Below are 18696 nucleotides of genomic sequence, written 5' to 3'. Positions count from 1 at the left end.
CGATGAACACTTCTTCCACGTTCCACCGCGCGCGCCGTGCGGCCCCGCGCCTGCCGGCCCTGTCCCCGATCGCGCATGCGGCGCTGTGCGCCTGCTTCGGCCTGGCCCCGCTGTCGGCCCAGGCGCTCGATGCCGGGGCCCTGCCCGGCAATGGCCAGATCGTCGCCGGCAGCGGCGCCATCGCGACCGCGGGCAATACCATGACGGTGACGCAAAACAGCGACCGCATGGTGACCAACTGGAATACCTTCAACATCGGCAGCGCCGCCACCGTCAACTTCAAGCAGCCCGCTTCGTCGTCGGTGGCGCTCAACCGCGTGCTGTCCAGCGATGCCTCGCAGATCATGGGCGCACTCAACGCCAACGGGCAGGTCTACCTGGTCAATCCGTCCGGCGTGCTGTTCGGGGCCGGCGCTTCGGTCAATGTGGGCGGGCTGGTGGCCAGCGCGCTCAACATCTCCGACGCCAACTTCATGGCCGGCAAGAATGTGTTCGAGCTGGATGGCGGCAGCGGCGCGGTGGTCAACCTCGGCAGCATCACGGCCGCCGACGGCGGCTATGTGGCGCTGCTGGGCGCGCAGGTGCGCAACGAAGGCGCCATCGCCGCACGGCTCGGCTCGGTGGTGCTGGGCGCGGGCGAAAAGATCACGCTCGACTTCAATGGCGACGGCCTGATCAACATGGAGGTCAATAACGCCACCGTCAACGCCAGCGTATCCAACGCCGGCCTGTTGCAGGCCCGCGGCGGCACCGTGCTGATGACGGCGCACGCCGGCAATGCCCTGATGGCCGAAGTGGTCAACAACAGCGGCATCATCGAAGCCACCAGCCTGCAGCAGCGCAACGGCGTGGTGGTGCTGGACGGCGGCAACAGCGGCGTGGTCGCCAACGGCGGCGCGATCGATGTCTCCGGGCGCGATGCCGGCCAGACCGGCGGCACGGTGAAGCTGCTCGGCCAATACGTCGGCATGTTCGACGGCAGCCGCATCGACGCCTCCGGCAACGCCGGCGGCGGCACCGTGCTGGCCGGCGGCGATTACCAGGGCGGCAACGGCGTGTTCCAGGCCACCTCCACCTACATGGACGCCAACGCCTCCATCGACGCCAGCGCGCACGCCTCGGGCAACGGCGGCAAGGTCATCCTGTGGTCGACCGGCAGCACCCGCTTCTACGGCGACATCAGCGTGGCCGGGGGCGGCAGCACCGGCGCCGGCGGGCTGGTGGAAACCTCGGGCCACTACCTCGACGTATTCGGCGCGGTGAACCTGTCGGCGGCGTCCGGCCAGGGCGGCACCTGGCTGCTGGACCCGTACAACATCAATATCACCAGCGCCGCCAATGCCGGCGGCGCCACCGGCACCAGCCCGTTCACCTCATCCGGTTCGGCCAGTTCCAACCTGAGTTCGGCCACGCTCAACGCCTCGCTGAGCGAAGGCGCCAATATCCTGGTCTGCACCACGTCGGCCGGCGGCACGTCCGGCGACATCAACGTGCTGGATAACGTGAAGGCGGTCGGCAATGCCACGCTGACGCTGCAGGCGCACCGCAACATCGTGATGACCAATACCAGTATCGCCAACGCGGATGGCAAGTCGCTCAACGTCTCGCTGTATTCCAACTTCAACAACAGCGGCAACGGTTCGGTATCGCTCAACAACGCCAGCATCGCCACCAACGGCGGCAACCTGACCATCAGCGGCGCGGTCTCGCCCGGCAGCTCCTATGCCAGCACCAATGTCTCCAATGGCGCCGGCGTAGCCATCACCAACGGCAGCAACATCAGCACCAACGGCGGCAGCATGACCATCCGGGGGGCGACCTCATCGTCGCTGGCGGCCGGCGCCACCGCCAACGCCACCCAAATCTCCGGCAGCACCCTCGATGCCGGCGGCGGCAACATCACCATCGTCGCCTTGCAGGCCAGCGCCAGCGGCACGGGCGAAGCCTTTGTGCTGACCGGCGGCGGCAAGATCGTCACCAGCGGCGCCGGCTCGATCAGCATCGACAGCACCAACCTGGGCAGCGGCAACGCCACCCGCATCTTCAGCACCGGCAACACGATCGCCGTCACCGGCTCGGGCAACGTGAGCATCAGCGGCAATGCCACTTCCGGCTATGGCGTACTGGTCTGCTCCACGGCCGTCGCCTCTTCGCAAAACATCAGCGTGGGCAGCGGCAACCTGACCATCCAGGGCAACGGCAACGGCTTTTCCGGCAGCGGCCGCGGGGTCTATCTGGCCGCATCGGGCAACGGCGCGGTGGCGCTGGCGGCCACCGCCGGCGGCAATATCGCCATCACCGGCAACAGCAGCGTCAGCCGCGGGGTCGATATCGCCTCTTCCGGCGCCAGCTCCAATATCAGCATCCGTTCTGCCGGCGGCAATATTTCCGTCACCGGCAATAGCGGCGGCAGCTATGGCACCCTGCTCAATTCGAGCGGCGCGGCATCGTCGATCAGCCTGGCCACCGACGGCAACATCGCCATCACCGGCAACAGTGCCGGCGGCACCACGCCGTCCCTGGCGCTGATCGCTTCCGGCAACGGCACCGCCTCGGCGCCGGGCGCGCAGATCAACGTCCTCAGCACCGCCGGCAACGTCACGCTGACGTCCAGCAATACGCAGGTCAACACGACCAGCGGCTCCTTCAAGGCCCTCTCGCTGGATGCCGGCGGCCAATATGCCGCCATCAACCTCGGCGCCGGCAGCGGCCAGTTGCGCCTGGACGGCACCAGCGCCTCGGGGCGCGGCGTGGATATCGCCCCTTCCGGCGCCAACGCCTCCATCAACCTGGCCACCACCAGTGGCGACATCGTCATCAACGGCAACAGCACCAACAGCTTCGGCGGCTACGGCATCTTCTTCAATTCGACCGGCGGCTCGCTCGGGGTGAACGTTGCCACCGTATCGGGCAATATCACGCTGACCGGCGATTCGGTCGGCACCTCGGATGCAATTGCCTTGGGCGGCAACGGCACCGCCTCGGCCAACCGCATCACCTCGCAGGGCGGCAACATCACGCTCAACGGCAATTTTCATTCGCCCAATGTTCCCGAACTGGACCACGGCATCGCCATCCTGGCCGTCACCAACGTGATCGGCACCACCGGCAGCGGCAACGTCACGCTCATCGGCAACGCCGCCGACCAGGGCAATGGCGTGGCCTTCTATGGCAACGGCAACGCTACCGTCAGCGTGGAGAACGGCAAACTTTCCATCACCGGCAGCAGCGGCTATGGCAACGGCATCGGCATGCAGACCGGCGTCAACACGATCCGCGCCACCGGCAGCGGTTCGGTGGCGCTCAACGGCAGCTCGGCCTATGGCGGCGGCATCAGCCTCTATCCGTCCGGCAACGCCAGCGCCAACACCATCGCCACGGTAAGTGGCGACATCGCGCTGACCGGAACCAGCGGCGCCGGCTCTTCCGTCGCAGGCATCCTGATCCGCTCGGCTTCGTCTGCGGCGGCCAATGGCGTGTCCATCCTGTCGGGCAGCGGCAATATCAGCTTGTCGGGAACCGGCAACGGCTCGGGCGAAGGCATCTCCTTCGTCGGCTCCGGCAGCAACGGCTTCAATACCATCGCCACCGGCGGCAGCGGCAACATGAACATCAGCGCCGCCAGCAATGGCGCCTATGGCCTGCGTTTCAGCGGCGGCACCAACACGCTGCGCGTGACCGATGGCATCCTGTCCATTACTGCCCGTGCCGCCAATGGCAAGCCGATAGGCCAGTCGGGCGACATCACCACCATCGCCGCCATCGGCAAAGGCGTCGTAGTGCGCAACCTGGACGGCATCGCCAGCAACATCCTGACCGATACCGGCACCGCATCGGCCACCGGCTTCCTGCAGAGCAACCAGCTCAACAACGGCTGGATCGCCCCGCCGCCCGCGGCCATGCGCATGACGCCGATCGGCAACGAGGGCGACCGGGTCAGCATCGACCTGGCGCAACTCAATCCGTCAGACGCCGGCCAGCGCTCCGGCAACAACCTTTCCCCTTCCGAGTCACCCACAGAGAGCCAAGACAATGAAAACCAATGATTTGCGCCCAATCCAGACCCGTACCCCTGGCAAGCTGCGCCAGCTGGCTGTACTGAGCCTCGCCGCCCTGGCGCTGGTGCCGGCCCTGGCCGCCGACAAGGCCAGCGGCGGCCCGCACGATTACTTTTACTTTCTGGGAGAAATGAACAAGGCCTCGACGGTGATGACGATCGAGAACAAGATCGTGCCGCCGGCGCTGGGCAAGAAGATCGTCAAGGCCGTCGACCAGGTGATCAGGGATGGCGACCAGCCCGGCGCCAAGCGTCCCGCCGACTACCTGCAATATGAGCCGCTGATCCTGGCCTACGCCGGCCCGGACGGTTCGCGCATGCATTCCGGCCGCAGCCGCCAGGACATCCTGTCCACCACGCGGCGCCTGATGCAGCGCGAGCGCGTGCTGAACCTGATGGAGCAGATGAACAAGTCCAAGGCGGTGTTCCTCAAGCTGGCCGCGGACAACCTGGATACCATCGTGCCCGCCTACACCAACGGCGTGCAGGCGCAGCCGACCACTTACGCGCACTACCTGCTGGCCTTCGCGGCCGCTTTCGGGCGCGATGCCACGCGCGTCAAGGAAGCCTATGCGCGGCTGAACCTGAACCCGTTGGGATCGGCCGCGCTGGGTACTTCCAGTTTCCCGGTCGACCGCAACCGGCTGGCCGAGCTGCTGGGTTTCGACGGCCCGGTCGAAAACTCTTATGACGCCGCCCAGCTGGGCGCGCTGGACATGGGCGTGGAACTGGTCGGCATCTGCAGCAATGCCGCGCTGACCATGGGCATCCTGGTGCAGGACATGCATACCCAGTACCACAACCCTTACCCCTGGATCATGATCCGCGAAGGCCGCCTGACCGGCACCTCCAGCATCATGCCGCAGAAACGCAACCCTTACGGCCTGAACGTGCTGCGCCTGCAGGCCAGCGAAGTGGTCGGCGGCGCCATGACCTTCCAGGTCGAAGCGCATAACGTCACGCCCGGCATGCCCGACTACAAGCGCGACCAGGTGGAAAAGACGCTGGACCTGACCGCCAACTCCTTCGGCAAGCTGGCCGACCTGATGAGCAACCTGGTGATCGACAAGGCGCGCGCGCTGGCCGAGGTGGATGCCGATTACTCGACCACCACCGAGCTGGCCGACATCCTGCAGCGCGATTCGGATGTGCCGTTCCGCGTCGGCCACCACTTCGCCTCGGATCTCGTGACCTATGGCCGCACCAACAAGATCAAGCCGGCCGACATCCCGTTCGACCAGGTGCAGAAGATCTACGGCGATGCGCTCAAGGCCTTCGATTTCGACCATGCGCAGTTCCCGTTGACGCAAGAGCGTTTCCGCCAGGCGCTGACGGCGCAGAACATGATCGAGTCCAGCCGCGGCCTGGGCGGCCCGCAACGCGCCGAAGTCGAGCGCATGCTGGGCGCCGAGCGCGCGCGCCTGGCGCAGGACGAACTGTGGCTGAAGGGCCAGCGCGACAAGCTGGCCGCGGCCTCGCAGAAACTGGACCAGGCGTTCTACAAGCTGGGCCAATAAAAGACAAAAGGAAGATTTGACGCCTGGCTGTGGCGCTGGCGGCGGACGCACTTCGGCGGCACAATGCCGGGTGCGTCCTTTTTTATTCTTTGGATGATCCGATGACGGCCAACACCGATGACGTTTTTTCGCTGGAAAAATTCGAATACCTCTGCTACTCGCGCCAGCAGGAACCGGCCGCGCGTGAGCTGGTGCGCCTGCTGGTGCTGATCGATCGCAACTACGGCAAGCTGGCCAGCAATTTCTCGTTGTCGGTCTCGCCGGCGGTGCCGGCCGCGGCGCTGGAGCAGCATGTGCTCACGCGGATCACGAGCGCGATCTCGGCGCTGTTCTCGGACCCCAGCTTCCATATCAGCCCGGACGGTTTCGGGCAGTTGATCAATTTCCAGCGCTGGCTGTCCTCGCTGTTCGGCGCCAGCCCTTTCATCAATTGCGACCACATCCTGCGCTCGCTCAACCTGGGCGGGCCGGATGCCAAGGACTTCCAGGTCAAGCCGCTGGACCTGGTGAAATTCTGCATCCTGTATTCGCCGGAGTCGGAACTGCCGCTGGATGCGGACATGCTGTGGCGCCAGAACAAGCCGCTGGCCGCGGCCTTGTTCATGGCGCTGCTGTCGCCGCGCTTTCTCGGCACGCCGGCGGCGCATTCCAAGCGCGAAGCCCTGCTCGGCTGGCTGCCCGAGCGCCTGCAGGAACTGGACAGCCTGGACGGCCTGCCCATCGCCGTGCTGCACGATGTCTACATGCATTGCAGCTACGCCGACCTGCCGCAGCGCCACCGCATCAAGGGCGCCATCAACGTGCTGATCGAAAAGAAGCTGCGCGAGGCCGGCATCGGCGATATCGACAACTTCGACGAAGGTGACAATGCCGGCGCATCGACCGGCGCTGCCGGGAAGCCGGTACTGCTGGTGTTGCTGGAGTGGTTTTCCGGCGGCCATTCGATCTACCGCACCCATTCCAAGACGCTGGAAGCGGCGCGCCGCCACTTCCATGTGGTGGCCATCGGCTATGAGGCCAATACCGACGCGCTGGGGCGCGCGGTGTTCGATGAATTCGTCGCCTTCGAGAAACCCGGCGACATGCTGTCCTGCCTGGCCCAGTTGCGCGCGCTGGCTGCCGAACGCCGGCCGCGGGTGCTGTACATGCCCAGCGTGGGCATGTTCCCGATCACCATGTTCGCCGCCAACCTGCGCGTGGCGCCCTTGCAGGTGGCCGCCCTGGGCCACCCGGCGACCACGCACTCCAGGCGCATCGACTACATCAGCGTGGAAGACGACTTCGTCGGCGACCCGGCCTGCTTCAGCGAAAAGCTGCTGCGCCTGCCGGCCGACGGCCAGCCCTACCGCCCCTCGGCGATTCCCGTCAACCTGCCCAGGCTGGAGCGCACCGACAAGCCTTACGTCAACATCGCCATCGCCGCCACCACGATGAAGCTCAATCCGCGCTTCCTGATGGCGTGCCAGAAGATCGCCGAACTGGCGCTGCAGCCGCCCGGCGGGCAAGCGCCGAAACAGGTGCGTTTCCACTTCCTGATCGGCCAGGCGCAAGGCCTGCTGTACCCGCAGCTGCAACGGCTGATCCTGCGTTATGTGCCCGGCGCCAGCGTGTATCCGCACCAGCCTTACCAGGAATACCTGTCCATCTTCAACCAGTGCGACATGTTCCTCTCGCCATTCCCCTTCGGCAATACCAACGGCATCATCGATGCCTTCACGGTCGGCTTGCCGGGTGTATGCAAGACCGGGCCGGAGGTGTTCGAGCATATCGACGAAGGCCTGTTCCGCCGCGTCGGCTTGCCCGGCTGGACGATCGCCGCCACGCTGGACGATTACATCCTGGCGGCGGTGAGGATGGCCACTGATTTCGGCGAACGCGATGCGCTATGCCGCTACCTGGCCGATCCGCAGTACCTGCAGCGCCTGTTCGAAGGACGGCCCGAGTCGCTGGGCGATGCCTTGATCGACTTGAGCCGCCGCCGGGCTGGCGCAGGACATGCGCCAGCTTGATCCCCGCTCGTCCCGGACGCCGCCAAAGAAAAAGCCGGCCGCCTCGCGGCGCCGGCTTTTTCCATTTCCAGCAGTTCCAGTAGTAAGGGGTCAGACGCGGTAGATCTTCTCTCCCGTTTGAACGATCCTGAACTTCTCATTCGACAAAGGATCCAGCGCCCGTCCGTCGGTCAGCTGGTAGGTGCGCTGGCCGGCTGCGGCGGAGGTGCCCGCTTCGTCCAGCTGGATTTGGTACACCTCTACGTGGTAAGGCGCGCCGGTCTTGCCTTTGGCATCGAATTTTTCTACCAGATCCATATGTCGTCTCCTTAAGCTTGGCCCTGTGCCAGGGTCAAAGATAGCAGATTTGGCGGCGCTTTCCAGACGATCGCATGTTGCACCGCACAGCCGGCCGGCGGCGATCAGAAATGCAGGGTCACGCCGAGGCCGAACTGGCGCGTGACTTCCGCCTTGTTCAGGCCGAATTTGGCGCCGATGTCGAGGTCGACCGTATCGTTGGGCGACCAGATCAGGCCCACCAGGCCATACGCCGGCCAGGTGCGCCGGGCGCGTTCGGCGTTCTGCGCGACGCCGGTGTCGGCCACCAGCCGCCACTGTTCGTCGAGCGCATACCAGACCGCTGCCGAAGTGCGCCATACCAGCTTGCGCTTGTCGTGATCGTCGCTGTCGAGTTGATAGCGGTTGTAATTCAGGCCGGCATTGCCGTGCAGGGTCCAGGGGCCAAGCTCGTAGGACGCGATTGCGGTCAGTCCCAGGCCGCTCTTGCCGTTGCCCAGGCTTTTTTCCTCATTGCCGCTGGGCAGGAACAGTTCCGGCTTGAACGCCAGCGCCAGGCCGTCCCGGTCGTAGTAGCGCCACTTGGCGCCGAGCGAGTAGTCGCCCACTCCGGTGCCGCCGGGCGATTGGAAGGTCAGCGGCAGGTTGGCGAACAAGTCCAGCTTGTCGGTCACGCCATAGGTATAGGTGAACGCGCCGACATGGCCGGCGTCGCCTGCCTGGCGGCTCCAGTCGGTGTTGACCTCGATCTGGTGGCGGCCCTCGCCTTGCACGCCGGCGTCGTCGGTGACCAGCGGGTGGGCGGCAAAGGCCTGATTCATCGTTACGCAGAGCAGCCAGGAGGCGCACAGGATTTTTTTCATAAACCACCTGTTCATAAAGCAATGAGCGTAACGGGCGATCCATGGCAGGATGCCCCCGGCTCCCCCGCAACGCACGCGCTGCAGCCGGCAAGACAGGCGGGGTGCCGATGGCATTTCCCCGCTACGCTATTTTGGTTATTGATGACGGCAAGCGCCGCGGTTTCTTGGAGGGATGGGACACGATGCCGCAGGCATCTGGCTGACCGCATTCCGGGCCGGAAGTGGACGATGTGACATGCGCGGGAGCGCAAGCGGCGGCCGCCATTCAATGCGAGCCGACCATCCGGGATGACGAGTGGCGCCGGTATCGCAAGCTGCGGCGAACGGCGGCCGGCATCCACCTCCAGGCCGGCGCCATACTAGCACCCAAGGCTGACGCTTCAAATACAAAATCGGGAATTGTGCCAATTTCCAACGAATCTTCCGACAAGTCGCGAACGGCATGCCGCCATTTGCGAGCCGATGTCCACAGGAGTCAGGCCGGCGGTTGCGCCGCTGCGGCGATCTCGGCGCCGATCTCGGGAAGCACCTGGGTTGGAATCTTGAGCAGCTTGCCCCAGTCGCTCCAATCCCACGAAACCCTTGAGCAGATGTATTCCACGCTCGACAGCGGCAGCGAGAAGCCTGCGGCCAGCTGCAGCAGCCGGGGCAGCAAGCGGCTGCGGGTCGCGGCGTCGGACACGCAGACATCGGCCACGCAGCCGGCCAGTTCCAGTACGCGCGCCAGCATTTGCTGGCGATCGCCTTCATCCAACCCCGAGGCCCCGGGATTTTCATGATGCAGGACGGCGGTGCAAAACAGCTTGGGGAAATGCCAGTCCTCCATCATCGCCGCCGCCAGGTCGAGGTGGTCGAAGCCGAAAGCCGCCCGCTCCTGTTCCAGCAATTGCTGCCCTTGCGGCTTGGCATGCAGCACTTCGCCATAGCGTTTGGGACGCGCCGAGGCCAGGCCGAGACGGCCGATGCCGGCCAACAGGCCGTTGGTGAACATCTCCGCCGGCGGCGCCACCTGCAGCATTTCGCCCAGCGCCTGGCCGGCGCATGCCATCGCCGTGGAACGGCTCCAGAAGGCGTCGTAGTCGAATTCCTTGCAATCGCCGCGGCGCGCCGACTCCGTCAGCGAAATCGCCAGCGCCATCTGGCGCACGGCGTGCAGGCCGATCAGCAGCAGCAGTTCGATGTTGACCGACGCCACCATGCGCCCTTTGTTGACATTGGGGATGTTGGCGATCTGGATCAGGCGCCCGGCCAGCACCGGGTCGCCCTGCACTTGCGCTACCAGTTCGGGCAGCGATATGTCCTCTTGCTGGCACATCTGCATGATATTGAGCCGCACGCCGGACGGCGCGGGCAATACTTCCGAATCCTGCAGTTCACGAAATGTATGGGGCTCGATATAGGTCGACATTCTTTGATCGCCTTCGTTGATTGTCAGGATGGAAATATCATCTCAAGACGACTGCCATCATCCGCAACCGTCCCGATAGGACTGGCCCTAGGATACCGAATCCGCCTGTTTTTTGCGATGCGCCATCGCAAAAATGCATCCCGGCAAGCGCATGCGCGCGGCGTGCCCGACGCCCGAATAAGGCGTATTATCGTCCGCGGCCGCTGCGGCCAATGCAGCCCAACGCGGCGGCCATCCGCTTCCGGACACAGGACCCATGGGGCAAGCCCGCGCAGCCTGCCCGGCATGCATAACTTCAAGGAGACCAACGTAATGAAATCCCTCAAACCGGTGCTGGCAATCGCCTTCGGACTGTTGTCCGCAACCGCCGCACAGGCCCGCGCCGACGCCCTGGCCGACATCCAGAAAGCCGGCGTGGTGCGCATCGGCGTGCCGCAGGACTTTGCGCCGTTCGGCTCGGTCAACGCCGACCTGCAATTGCAGGGCCTGGACATCGACGTCGCCAGGCTGATCGCACAAAAGATGGGGGTCAAAGTGCAACTGGTGCCGGTGGCCAGCGCCAACCGCATCGCCTACCTGCAGACGCACAAGGCCGACCTGGTCATTTCCACCCTGGGCAAGAGCGCCGAGCGCGAAAAGGTGATCGACTTCTCGCAAGCCTATGCGCCCTACAACAACAGCGTGTTCGGCGTGGCTGCCGTCCAGGTCGCCAACGCCGCCGACCTGGCAGGCAAGACCGTGGGCGTGGCTCGCGGCACCTTCCAGGACATCCAGTTGACCGAGACCGCGCCCAAGAGCGCCACCATCAAGCGCTATGAAGACAACAATGCCATGATCTCGGCCTACGTCTCGGGCCAGGTGCAACTGGTGGGCACCGGCGACTTCGTCGCCTATGCGCTGGGCGAGAAGGCGCCCAACAACAAGCCGGTGCTCAAGTACATCATCCATGAATCGAGCTGCAGCGTCGGCCTGAACAAGGGCGAACCGGCCCTGCTGGCCAAGGTCAACGGGACCATCACCGCCGCCAAGAAGAGCGGCGAACTCAATGCCATCGTCAAGAAATGGCTCAACGTGCCGCTGCCGCAGAAGATCGCGACCACTTACCAGTGACGCCAGTGATGCGCAGTGAAGCCCGGGGACGCTGGCGCGCGCCTGCGTCCCCGGGGCCGTTTGCGGCGCCATCCCGTCAGAATTTCGACGCTATTCCCAGCCAGCTAGAAGATCAGATAGCAGAATGAACCTGGCAACGAGCCAGGTCCCTCTGGAAATCGATAGATCAAGCAAGACCGAATGTCTTTCGCAAACCTTTCTCGACCGGCCCTGCAGGCATGAAACGGCGCAACTTGGCCAACAGCGAGGCCTCGCCCTTGGGCGTATGCCTCATCCGCCACGCACCCAGTGCGGCTGCGGTGATCGTGCGCGCCACACCGATGGGATCGGGAGCCTGTTGCACATTCTTCCGGATGGCTTGGGAGACCATCTGGAACTCCTTGCCGTACTCGGCAATCCGCTCCGCCGTCTGAGGTGCATTCGCATCGAGATTGGTCTTGGTAAAGGATGGCTCCACCAGGCTGACGCGGATACCAAACTGGCGCACCTCATGATCCAGCGTCTCTGAGAAGCCTTCTACCGCATGCTTGGATGCCGAGTAAAGCGCCATGTATGGCGCCGGCAAGAATCCCAGCACCGAACTGATATTGACGATGCGGCCGGAACGCTGGCTGCGCATGTAGGGAAGTACTGCCTTGACCATGCGCAGGACGCCGAAGAGATTGGTATCGAAGAGCTGCTGGGCCTCCACCATCGAAGTCTCTTCCGCCGCGCCAAGTAGCGTTAGGCCAGCGCTGTTCACTAGTACATCGATCCGGCCAGCTTGGCTGACAAGCTGTACCACACCCTGCTCAATGGCAGCCTCGTTACGAATGTCCATTTCGATTAGCGTGACGCCAGGGATGGCGTGCGCAGATGTCAGATTGCGGACAGTACCGAATACCTGGCAACCAAGCGCGACGAATTCGCACGCCGCAGCGCGGCCGATACCAGAAGACACGCCAGTGACAAGGACAACTTTTGCGTTCGACATGCTGATCTTTCGATTGATATGGTTGAGTGAAGTACCGTCTTTAGCGCTGCACAGTGACTGGCCGGATCTTGAACCAGATCGAATACATGGCCGGCAGGAAGACCAGCGTGAGGACTGTTCCCGCGAAGGTGCCGCCGATCAGGGTATAAGCCAGCGTTCCCCAGAATACTGAATGCGTCAGCGGAATGAATGCAAAGATCGCGGCCAGGGCCGTCAGGATGACTGGACGCGCCCGCTGCACCGTGGCTTCCACCACTGCACGGAAGGGATCGAGGCCAGCCTGTTCGTTATGATGGATCTGACCGATCAGGATAAGCGTGTTGCGCATGAGGATGCCCGACAGTGCAATCAACCCGACCAGCGTATTGATGCCGAACGGCTGACCAAATATCAGCAGCGTGGGAACGACCCCGATCAATCCCAGCGGGCTGGTGAGAAACACCATCACCATGGCTGCCATCGAACGTACTTGCAAAATGATGATCAGCAGCGTCACCGCAATCATGATCGGGAAAATCGGCAGCATCGCGACAGTTGCCTTGTCTGACTCCTCGATGGAGCCTGCTTCGACGATACGGTAACCACTGGGGAGCTTCTCGATGATGGTTTGCAGTTGCTTGGTGATTGCCGTGGAGACATCGGGCGGCTGCAGGCCGTCCGCGATATCGCCGCGAACGGTGATGGTCGGGACGCGGTCGCGGCGGCGCATGATCGGTTCTTCCATGCGCACCTCGACTTTGCCCACCTGGGAAAGCGGAATGCGCTGACCGTTACTGCCGGTCAAGGTGAAATTGCCGATCCTGGCCGGATCCATTCGGGTCGCCCCCGCTGAGCGCGCAGTCACCTGAACGCTGCGGATGTCTTCGCGTACTGCCGTGACGGGCACGCCATTGAGCAGGAACTGCAACTGCTGCGCCGCCGAACTGGAACTGAGTCCGACGGCTTGCAGGCGGTCCTGCTGCAAGGTGAAATGCAGGGTCGGGACACGCACGCCCCAGTCAGTGTTCACGGTCCGCATCATCGGGCTGGCATCCATGACCTGATGCACTTGCTCGGCAATCCCACGCAAGACCATGGGGTCCGGGCCAGAGACGCGGTAGGCGACCGGGAAAGGCGAATACGGACCGAACACCAAATTGGTGACGCGAACCCGCGCTTCCGAGGCGAGTCCATCGGCCACAGCCTGACGCAGGCGCAGCTTGAGATCCTCGCGTTCGTTCTGGTTATCGGTGAGAACCACGATCTTGGCAAATGAAGGATCGGGCAATTCTGGGCTCATGGCCAAGTAGAAGCGCGGTGCGCCCTGGCCGATATAGGCAGTCACGATCTTTGATTCGGCCTGGCGGGCGAGCCAGGCTTCCACCTTGGCGGTGGCTGCGCTTGTCTGGGTGATGGAGGTGCCATAGGGCATCTGCACTTCGACCAGCACTTCCGGACGATCAGAAATCGGGAAGAACTGCTTCTTGACCATGCCCATTCCAAGTATGGAGAGGACGAACATTGCCACGACCGATGCCGCGACGATCCACTTGCGCGCGATCACCCGGGCCAGCAACTGGCGGAAGCGGTTATATCGCGGCGTATCGTAGATGGCCTCATGGCCACCCTCGACCTTCTTGAAATCCGGAAGCATTTTCACGCCCAGGTAGGGAGTGAAGACCACTGCCACGATCCACGAGGCGATCAGTGCAATGCCGACGATCCAGAACATGTTGCTGGTGTATTCGCCTGCAGTTGAGCGCGCGAAGCCATTAGGCATGAAACCCACGGCTGTGACCAGCGTGCCCGACAGCATCGGCGCGGCGGTATGGCTCCAGGCGTATGCAGATGCGGCAATCCGGCTGTATCCCTCTTCCATCTTCACCACCATCATCTCGATGGCGATGATGGCATCGTCCACCAACAATCCCAGTGCCAGAATCAAAGAGCCCAATGTGATTCGGTCGAAGTTCTTGCCGGTGGCCAGCATCACCACGAACACCACCGCCAGCGTCAGCGGCACGGCCGCAGCCACCACCAGCCCGACCCGCCAGCCCATGCTCAGGAAGCTGACCAGCATCACCACCAGCACGGCGGCGAAGAACTTGATCATGAATTCATCGACGGCCGAGCTGATGTTGATAGCCTGGTCCATGACCTTTGTCAGGCTCATTCCCAGCGCCTGCTCCGCATTGATCTGGCCGACCTCAGTGTCCAGCGCGCGGCCCAGTTCCAGACCATTCCAGCCATCGCTCATGACCACGCCAAGCAGCAGCGCCGGCTCGCCGCCGTTACGCACCAGGAACGTCGCAGGATCTTCGTAACCCCGCTTGACCACGGCGATGTCCGAAAGCTTCAGCGTGCGGCCCTGTGATATGACGGGAGTGTTGCGGATCTTGTCGAGCTGATCGAAGGCGCCGTCCAGGCGGACAAAGACTTCGGGGCCGCTGGTTTCAATCGAACCGGCGGGTGTCAGGGCGTTCTGGGCGCCCAGGGCAGCGAAGATATCCTGGGGAGTGACGCCCAGCGTGGCGAGCCGTTCATGGGAAAATTCGACATAGATGCGCTCGGACCGCTCTCCGACGATGTTGACCTTCTTCACGCCCGGTACATGCAGCAGGCGCTGGCGCAGTTGCTCCGCATCGCGCACCAGCAGCCGCTGCGGCTCGCCCTTCGCCTTGAGCGCATAAAGGGCAAAGGTGACGTCGGCGTATTCGTCATTCACGAACGGCCCCATCACGCCGGCCGGCAGGTTGCGGATCTCGTCGCCGACCTTCTTGCGCGCCTGGTAGAACTCCTCCTGGACTGCGGAGGGCGGCGTCTTGTCCTTCAGCGTCACGGTGGTGAAGGCGAGACCGGGGCGCGTGTAGGTTTCGGTACGATCGTACCAGCTCAGCTCCTGCATCCGCTTCTCGATCTTCTCGGCGACCTGGTCCTGCATCTCCTGGGCGGTGGCGCCGGGCCATGCTGTGACGACGGTCATGACCTTGATGGTGAAGGAGGGATCCTCTGCCCGCCCCAGCTTGAAGAACGCCATGATGCCGGCGACCGAAATGAGCAGGATCAGAAACAGGGTGATGGAGCGCTCGCGTACCGCCAGCACCGAAAGGTTGAATCGGCCTTCGCTCACGGACGTGCTCCCTCGGTAGTGGCAGCGGCAATCCGCACCGCTTGGCCTTCGCGCAGCAGGTGCGCACCGAGGGCCACGATGCGGTCGCCCCGCTTGAGCGAACCGGAGACGCTGGCGCTGTCCTCATTGAGACGAAGCACCGAGACCGGCCGCCAGGAGGCCTTTCCGGGCTCGCCCTGCACCACCCACACACCGGCGCCCTGGCCCTGATCGAACAGCGCGCCGATCGGTACCTGCATGCCGGCCTGCTGTTCTTCGCTCTCAGGAATGCGCACCGTCACCGTCGCCCCCAGCGGCAAGCTGGCCTGCCCGGCATCGAGCAGATAGCGCGCCTCGAAGGTACGCGTCATGCGGTCCGCAGTGTTCGAGAGTTGCCGCAGATGCGCGCTCATCGTGACCTGTTCGGCCCCGAAGAGCGTAGCCGAAGCGATCGAGCCCAGCTTCGGTCGCATCGTCTCGGGGAGCTGGATCAGCGCTTCCCGGCTACCGTTGCGGGCAAGGCGCACCACCACCTGGCCGGCACTGACGACCTGGCCGGGTTCGGCCACGGTCTCCATCACGATGCCATCGCTGTCGGCCACGAGCTCAGCATAGCGACTGGCGTTACGGGCTACATCGGCCTGTGCCTCGGCGGCAATGAGCTGTGCCTTGGCGGCATCGGCGGCGGCTTTTATCTGGTCATAGGAAGATTCGGAAATCGCACCGGTGCCGCGCAAGTCGCGATAGCGCGCTTCGTCGTCGGCCGCTTGCCGGGCCCGGGCGCGCGCGGCCGCTACGGCTTCGCGTTGCGCGCTGGCGCCCAGGTTCAGGTCGACCGGATCGATGCGCATGAGGAGCTGCCCGCGCTTGACCGCTTGGCCGGCATCCACCAGCCGCTCGACCACCTTGCCGGGAACACGGAAGCCAAGATCGCTCTGTACGCGCGCGGCGACGACTCCTGTGAACTCCCGCGCAGGCAGCGAGGCCTCTCCGACTACGGCGATGCGTACCCGGGGCACTTCCGTGCGCGGATCATTGGTTTTCTTATCAGCGCACGCGGCCAGCGCCAGTGGCAGTGTGCACAGGACGAGTGAAATTGCGAGTCGGCGCCGAAGCATGGGAGCCCTTCCAGTAAATGATCAGGGCTCTTATTTTGTTTCAAGTGACCAATTTAGTCAATGGTCACAATCGTTTTGATTAGCGTTTCATGGGGCCAGACTGCGCAGCACCAGGCTCGACAAGAGGGCCGGGGCCTGCTCGGTGGAATCGAAACTGTATTGCAATAACAACGGATTCATGTACGGACGCATCACCAGATAAGTGGCCATCGCCGCCTCATCGAGAGGCGTCTTGCGCTCGAAGTCTCCCGATTTGCGCCCTTCCTGCAAGACATCGACAAGCAGTTTCTTGGTGCGCTCTTCATAGGCGATCACGGCCTGCCAGCGCTCGGTGGCGGCCGAGGCGGCGATTTCGTAGAGTTTCCGGTCGCGGAAGAACAGCCGCAAACTGGCTTCCGTACTAGCTTTGAAGAGACGACGAAGCTTGTCGGCCGGGTGCTCGGCCTCGGCCACGGCGCGACAAACCTCGTCTTCTATTTCACGCAGGCAATTGGCGCAGATCATTTCGCCGATGGCCTGCTTGGACGCGAAGAACTTGTAGATATAGGCCTTGGAGAAACCGATGGCTTTGGCTAGATCGGACACGGTGGTCTTTTCGTAGCCATAGCGGCTGAAGTGATCGGTAGCTGCGGTAACGATTTGATCCCGGACTTCATGATCCGCGGGACCCCGGGCAGAAACCGGGTAGGTGCTGGGCTTGTTCATGGGTGACAGCTTACGCCAAGATTCGTGATTGAACAAATTGTGACCAAATAGTATTATGGTCACAATAAATAACTTTTATGGATACTGGACCATGTTGCTCAGACGCCCTCTTTTGGCACTGCTGGCCGCAGGCATGATGTCAGCCTGCTCTGTCGGCCCGGATTATGTCCGCCCCGCCACGACGATACCGAACCAATACCAGGGGCAGGCACTGTTGCAGAGCCGCTCCAGCAGTGCGCCGACCACAGCAGCAGACCTGAGCCAATGGTGGACCGGCTTCCACGATCCGCAATTGACCCGCCTGGTGGCGCTGGCCCTGCAGCAAAACCTCGATCTGGCGCAGGCCAGGGCGCGCCTGCAACAGGCACAGGCCGCCGTGGGGGCGGCCAACGCCGCCCTGCTACCCTCGGCCAGCGTGAGCGGCCAGGCCGCGCGGGCTTACCAGTCCGTCGAGACGCCGCTGGGACAAGTCCTCAATTCCCGCCCCGGCTTCGACCGTGACGGCCATGCTTATGCCACGGACCTGAACGCCAGCTGGGAATTGGACATCTTCGGTGGCCTGCGCCGCGGAAGAGAGGCTGCCCTGGCCGAATACCAGGCCTCCGAAGCTGGTTTAGCTGCCGTGCAGCTGGCCGTTGCGGCACAGGTGGCCGACACCTATATCAGCATCCGCGGACTGCAGGAGCGTCTGCGCAACGCGCGCGAGCAGGTGCAGAACCAGCAGGAGCTGCTGAACCTGAACAGGCGGCTGCTGGAGCGCGGCCTGCTGGCGGAAATGCAGGTAAAGCAGATGGAAGGCAGTCTGGCCCAGTTCAATGCCGCCATCCCGGTCTTGAGCACCGCGCTGGAGGTCGCGATGAATGCCATGGACGTGATGTTGGCTTCGCCCCCCGGCACTTATACCGCCGAGCTGAAAGAAGCTCAGGCCATTCCGCAACTACCGCAGTTCACCGATATCGGCGCTCCCGCGCAGTTGCTGCGACGCAGACCAGACGTCATTGCCGCCGAGCGTCGGCTGGCCTCCGCCAATGCCCGAATCGGCTTAGCCGTCGCCGAGTATTACCCCAAGCTGTCGCTGTCAGGCCTGATCGGCAGCGCCACCTCGGTCTCCAGCGCCAATCTCTTCAGCTCCGGGGCCAGCCAAGCCAGCGGCGCGCTGGGCTTGCGCTGGCGCCTGTTCGACTTCGGCCGCATCAATGCGCAGATCGAACAGGCAAAAGGACAAGAGGCCGAAATGTTGGCTGCCTATCGCCTGGCAGCGCTGAAGGCGACAGAAGACGTGGAGAATGCCCTCTCCGCCCTGACCCGCAGAGAGCAGCAGGCCACCTTCCTGTCGCAAGCCGTGCAATCGCTGAGCCAGTCGCGCGCCTCCACGTTTGCCGCCTACCGCAGGGGCACCGCGAGCCGGATCGATGTGCTGCAGGCAGACGAAAGCGTGCTGCGTTCTACCGACGCGCAAATCCAGGCTCGCGCCGAAGCTGCGCGCGCGGCCGTGCTGACTTTCAAGGCGCTGGGCGGCGGTTGGCAACCACCTGCCAGTTCCGAGGGAGCCTGAACCTCGCTCCGCCTGCT

At 63.7% G+C, this 18696-nt stretch carries 12 protein-coding genes; 5 read left to right on the top strand and 7 right to left on the bottom strand.

The window, feature by feature from the left end:
- Positions 1-2 precede the first annotated feature (2 nt).
- The 3 genes from FB598_RS15370 to FB598_RS15360 all read left to right on the top strand — a co-directional run bounded on the left by FB598_RS15370 (position 3) and on the right by FB598_RS15360 (position 7583).
- Positions 3-4046, top strand: a complete 4044-nt coding sequence (locus FB598_RS15370; protein WP_141915075.1) for a filamentous hemagglutinin N-terminal domain-containing protein — start codon at positions 3-5, stop codon at positions 4044-4046.
- Positions 4033-5574, top strand: a complete 1542-nt coding sequence (locus tag FB598_RS15365) for an argininosuccinate lyase (protein WP_141915078.1) — start codon at positions 4033-4035, stop codon at positions 5572-5574. The genes FB598_RS15370 and FB598_RS15365 overlap by 14 nt, the downstream gene beginning before the upstream one ends.
- Before the next feature lie 101 nt (positions 5575-5675).
- On the top strand, positions 5676-7583 hold the full coding sequence (locus tag FB598_RS15360; RefSeq protein ID WP_141915080.1) for a peptide transporter: 1908 nt from the start codon (positions 5676-5678) through the stop codon (positions 7581-7583).
- Positions 7584-7673: 90 nt separating this feature from the next.
- Here the strand turns inward: FB598_RS15360 and FB598_RS15355 are convergent, their stop codons facing one another.
- From FB598_RS15355 to FB598_RS15345, 3 genes are all read right to left on the bottom strand, one after another.
- Positions 7674-7880, bottom strand: a complete 207-nt coding sequence (locus FB598_RS15355) for a hypothetical protein (RefSeq protein ID WP_141915082.1) — start codon at positions 7878-7880, stop codon at positions 7674-7676.
- A gap of 104 nt (positions 7881-7984) precedes the next feature.
- Entirely contained in the window at positions 7985-8722 is a 738-nt protein-coding gene (locus tag FB598_RS15350; RefSeq protein ID WP_141915084.1) for a transporter, read from the bottom strand.
- Positions 8723-9197: 475 nt separating this feature from the next.
- The gene (locus tag FB598_RS15345; RefSeq protein ID WP_141915086.1) at positions 9198-10130 is read right to left on the bottom strand and encodes an HDOD domain-containing protein; all 933 of its coding nucleotides are present in this window, start codon (positions 10128-10130) and stop codon (positions 9198-9200) included.
- Positions 10131-10442: 312 nt separating this feature from the next.
- Here FB598_RS15345 and FB598_RS15340 point away from each other — a divergent pair, with 312 nt between their 5' ends.
- On the top strand, positions 10443-11240 hold the full coding sequence (locus tag FB598_RS15340) for a transporter substrate-binding domain-containing protein (protein ID WP_141915088.1): 798 nt from the start codon (positions 10443-10445) through the stop codon (positions 11238-11240).
- 166 nt (positions 11241-11406) lie between these two features.
- Here FB598_RS15340 and FB598_RS15335 read toward each other — a convergent pair whose 3' ends face one another.
- The 4 genes from FB598_RS15335 to FB598_RS15320 form a co-directional block, all read right to left on the bottom strand.
- Positions 11407-12213 carry an oxidoreductase gene (locus FB598_RS15335; protein WP_141915090.1) on the bottom strand — a complete coding sequence of 269 codons (807 nt, stop codon included), beginning with the start codon at positions 12211-12213 and terminating at the stop codon, positions 11407-11409.
- Between the two features lie 40 nt (positions 12214-12253).
- Entirely contained in the window at positions 12254-15322 is a 3069-nt protein-coding gene (locus FB598_RS15330; RefSeq protein WP_141915092.1) for an efflux RND transporter permease subunit, read from the bottom strand.
- Positions 15319-16419 carry an efflux RND transporter periplasmic adaptor subunit gene (locus FB598_RS15325; RefSeq protein ID WP_141915095.1) on the bottom strand — a complete coding sequence of 367 codons (1101 nt, stop codon included), beginning with the start codon at positions 16417-16419 and terminating at the stop codon, positions 15319-15321. The genes FB598_RS15330 and FB598_RS15325 overlap by 4 nt, the downstream gene beginning before the upstream one ends.
- 87 nt (positions 16420-16506) lie before the next feature.
- A complete protein-coding gene (locus tag FB598_RS15320) occupies positions 16507-17124 on the bottom strand; it encodes a TetR/AcrR family transcriptional regulator (protein WP_141915097.1) in 618 nt (205 codons plus the stop codon).
- Between the two features lie 91 nt (positions 17125-17215).
- On the opposite strand from FB598_RS15320, the gene FB598_RS15315 reads away from it, so the two are divergent.
- Positions 17216-18679 (top strand): efflux transporter outer membrane subunit, encoded by a 1464-nt coding sequence (locus FB598_RS15315; protein WP_141915099.1) that lies wholly within the window; start codon positions 17216-17218, stop codon positions 18677-18679.
- Positions 18680-18696: the final 17 nt, after the last annotated feature.

Origin of the sequence: Herbaspirillum sp. SJZ106 (assembly GCF_006715495.1) — a bacterium.
In the GTDB taxonomy this organism is placed as follows: Bacteria; Pseudomonadota; Gammaproteobacteria; order Burkholderiales; family Burkholderiaceae_D; genus Herbaspirillum.
The sequence above is the reverse complement of the archived record's forward strand: the minus strand, read 5'-3'. Positions and strand labels throughout refer to the sequence as shown.

Coding starts and splice junctions, on each gene's coding strand:
- FB598_RS15355 (WP_141915082.1), bottom strand. CDS start 7,880: ATGGATCTGGTAGAAAAATTCGATGCCAAAGGCAAGACCGGCGCGCCT.
- FB598_RS15340 (WP_141915088.1), top strand. CDS start 10,443: ATGAAATCCCTCAAACCGGTGCTGGCAATCGCCTTCGGACTGTTGTCC.
- FB598_RS15335 (WP_141915090.1), bottom strand. CDS start 12,213: ATGTCGAACGCAAAAGTTGTCCTTGTCACTGGCGTGTCTTCTGGTATC.
- FB598_RS15325 (WP_141915095.1), bottom strand. CDS start 16,419: ATGCTTCGGCGCCGACTCGCAATTTCACTCGTCCTGTGCACACTGCCA.
- FB598_RS15315 (WP_141915099.1), top strand. CDS start 17,216: ATGTTGCTCAGACGCCCTCTTTTGGCACTGCTGGCCGCAGGCATGATG.
- FB598_RS15350 (WP_141915084.1), bottom strand. CDS start 8,722: ATGAAAAAAATCCTGTGCGCCTCCTGGCTGCTCTGCGTAACGATGAAT.
- FB598_RS15320 (WP_141915097.1), bottom strand. CDS start 17,124: ATGAACAAGCCCAGCACCTACCCGGTTTCTGCCCGGGGTCCCGCGGAT.
- FB598_RS15365 (WP_141915078.1), top strand. CDS start 4,033: ATGAAAACCAATGATTTGCGCCCAATCCAGACCCGTACCCCTGGCAAG.
- FB598_RS15345 (WP_141915086.1), bottom strand. CDS start 10,130: ATGTCGACCTATATCGAGCCCCATACATTTCGTGAACTGCAGGATTCG.
- FB598_RS15370 (WP_141915075.1), top strand. CDS start 3: ATGAACACTTCTTCCACGTTCCACCGCGCGCGCCGTGCGGCCCCGCGC.
- FB598_RS15360 (WP_141915080.1), top strand. CDS start 5,676: ATGACGGCCAACACCGATGACGTTTTTTCGCTGGAAAAATTCGAATAC.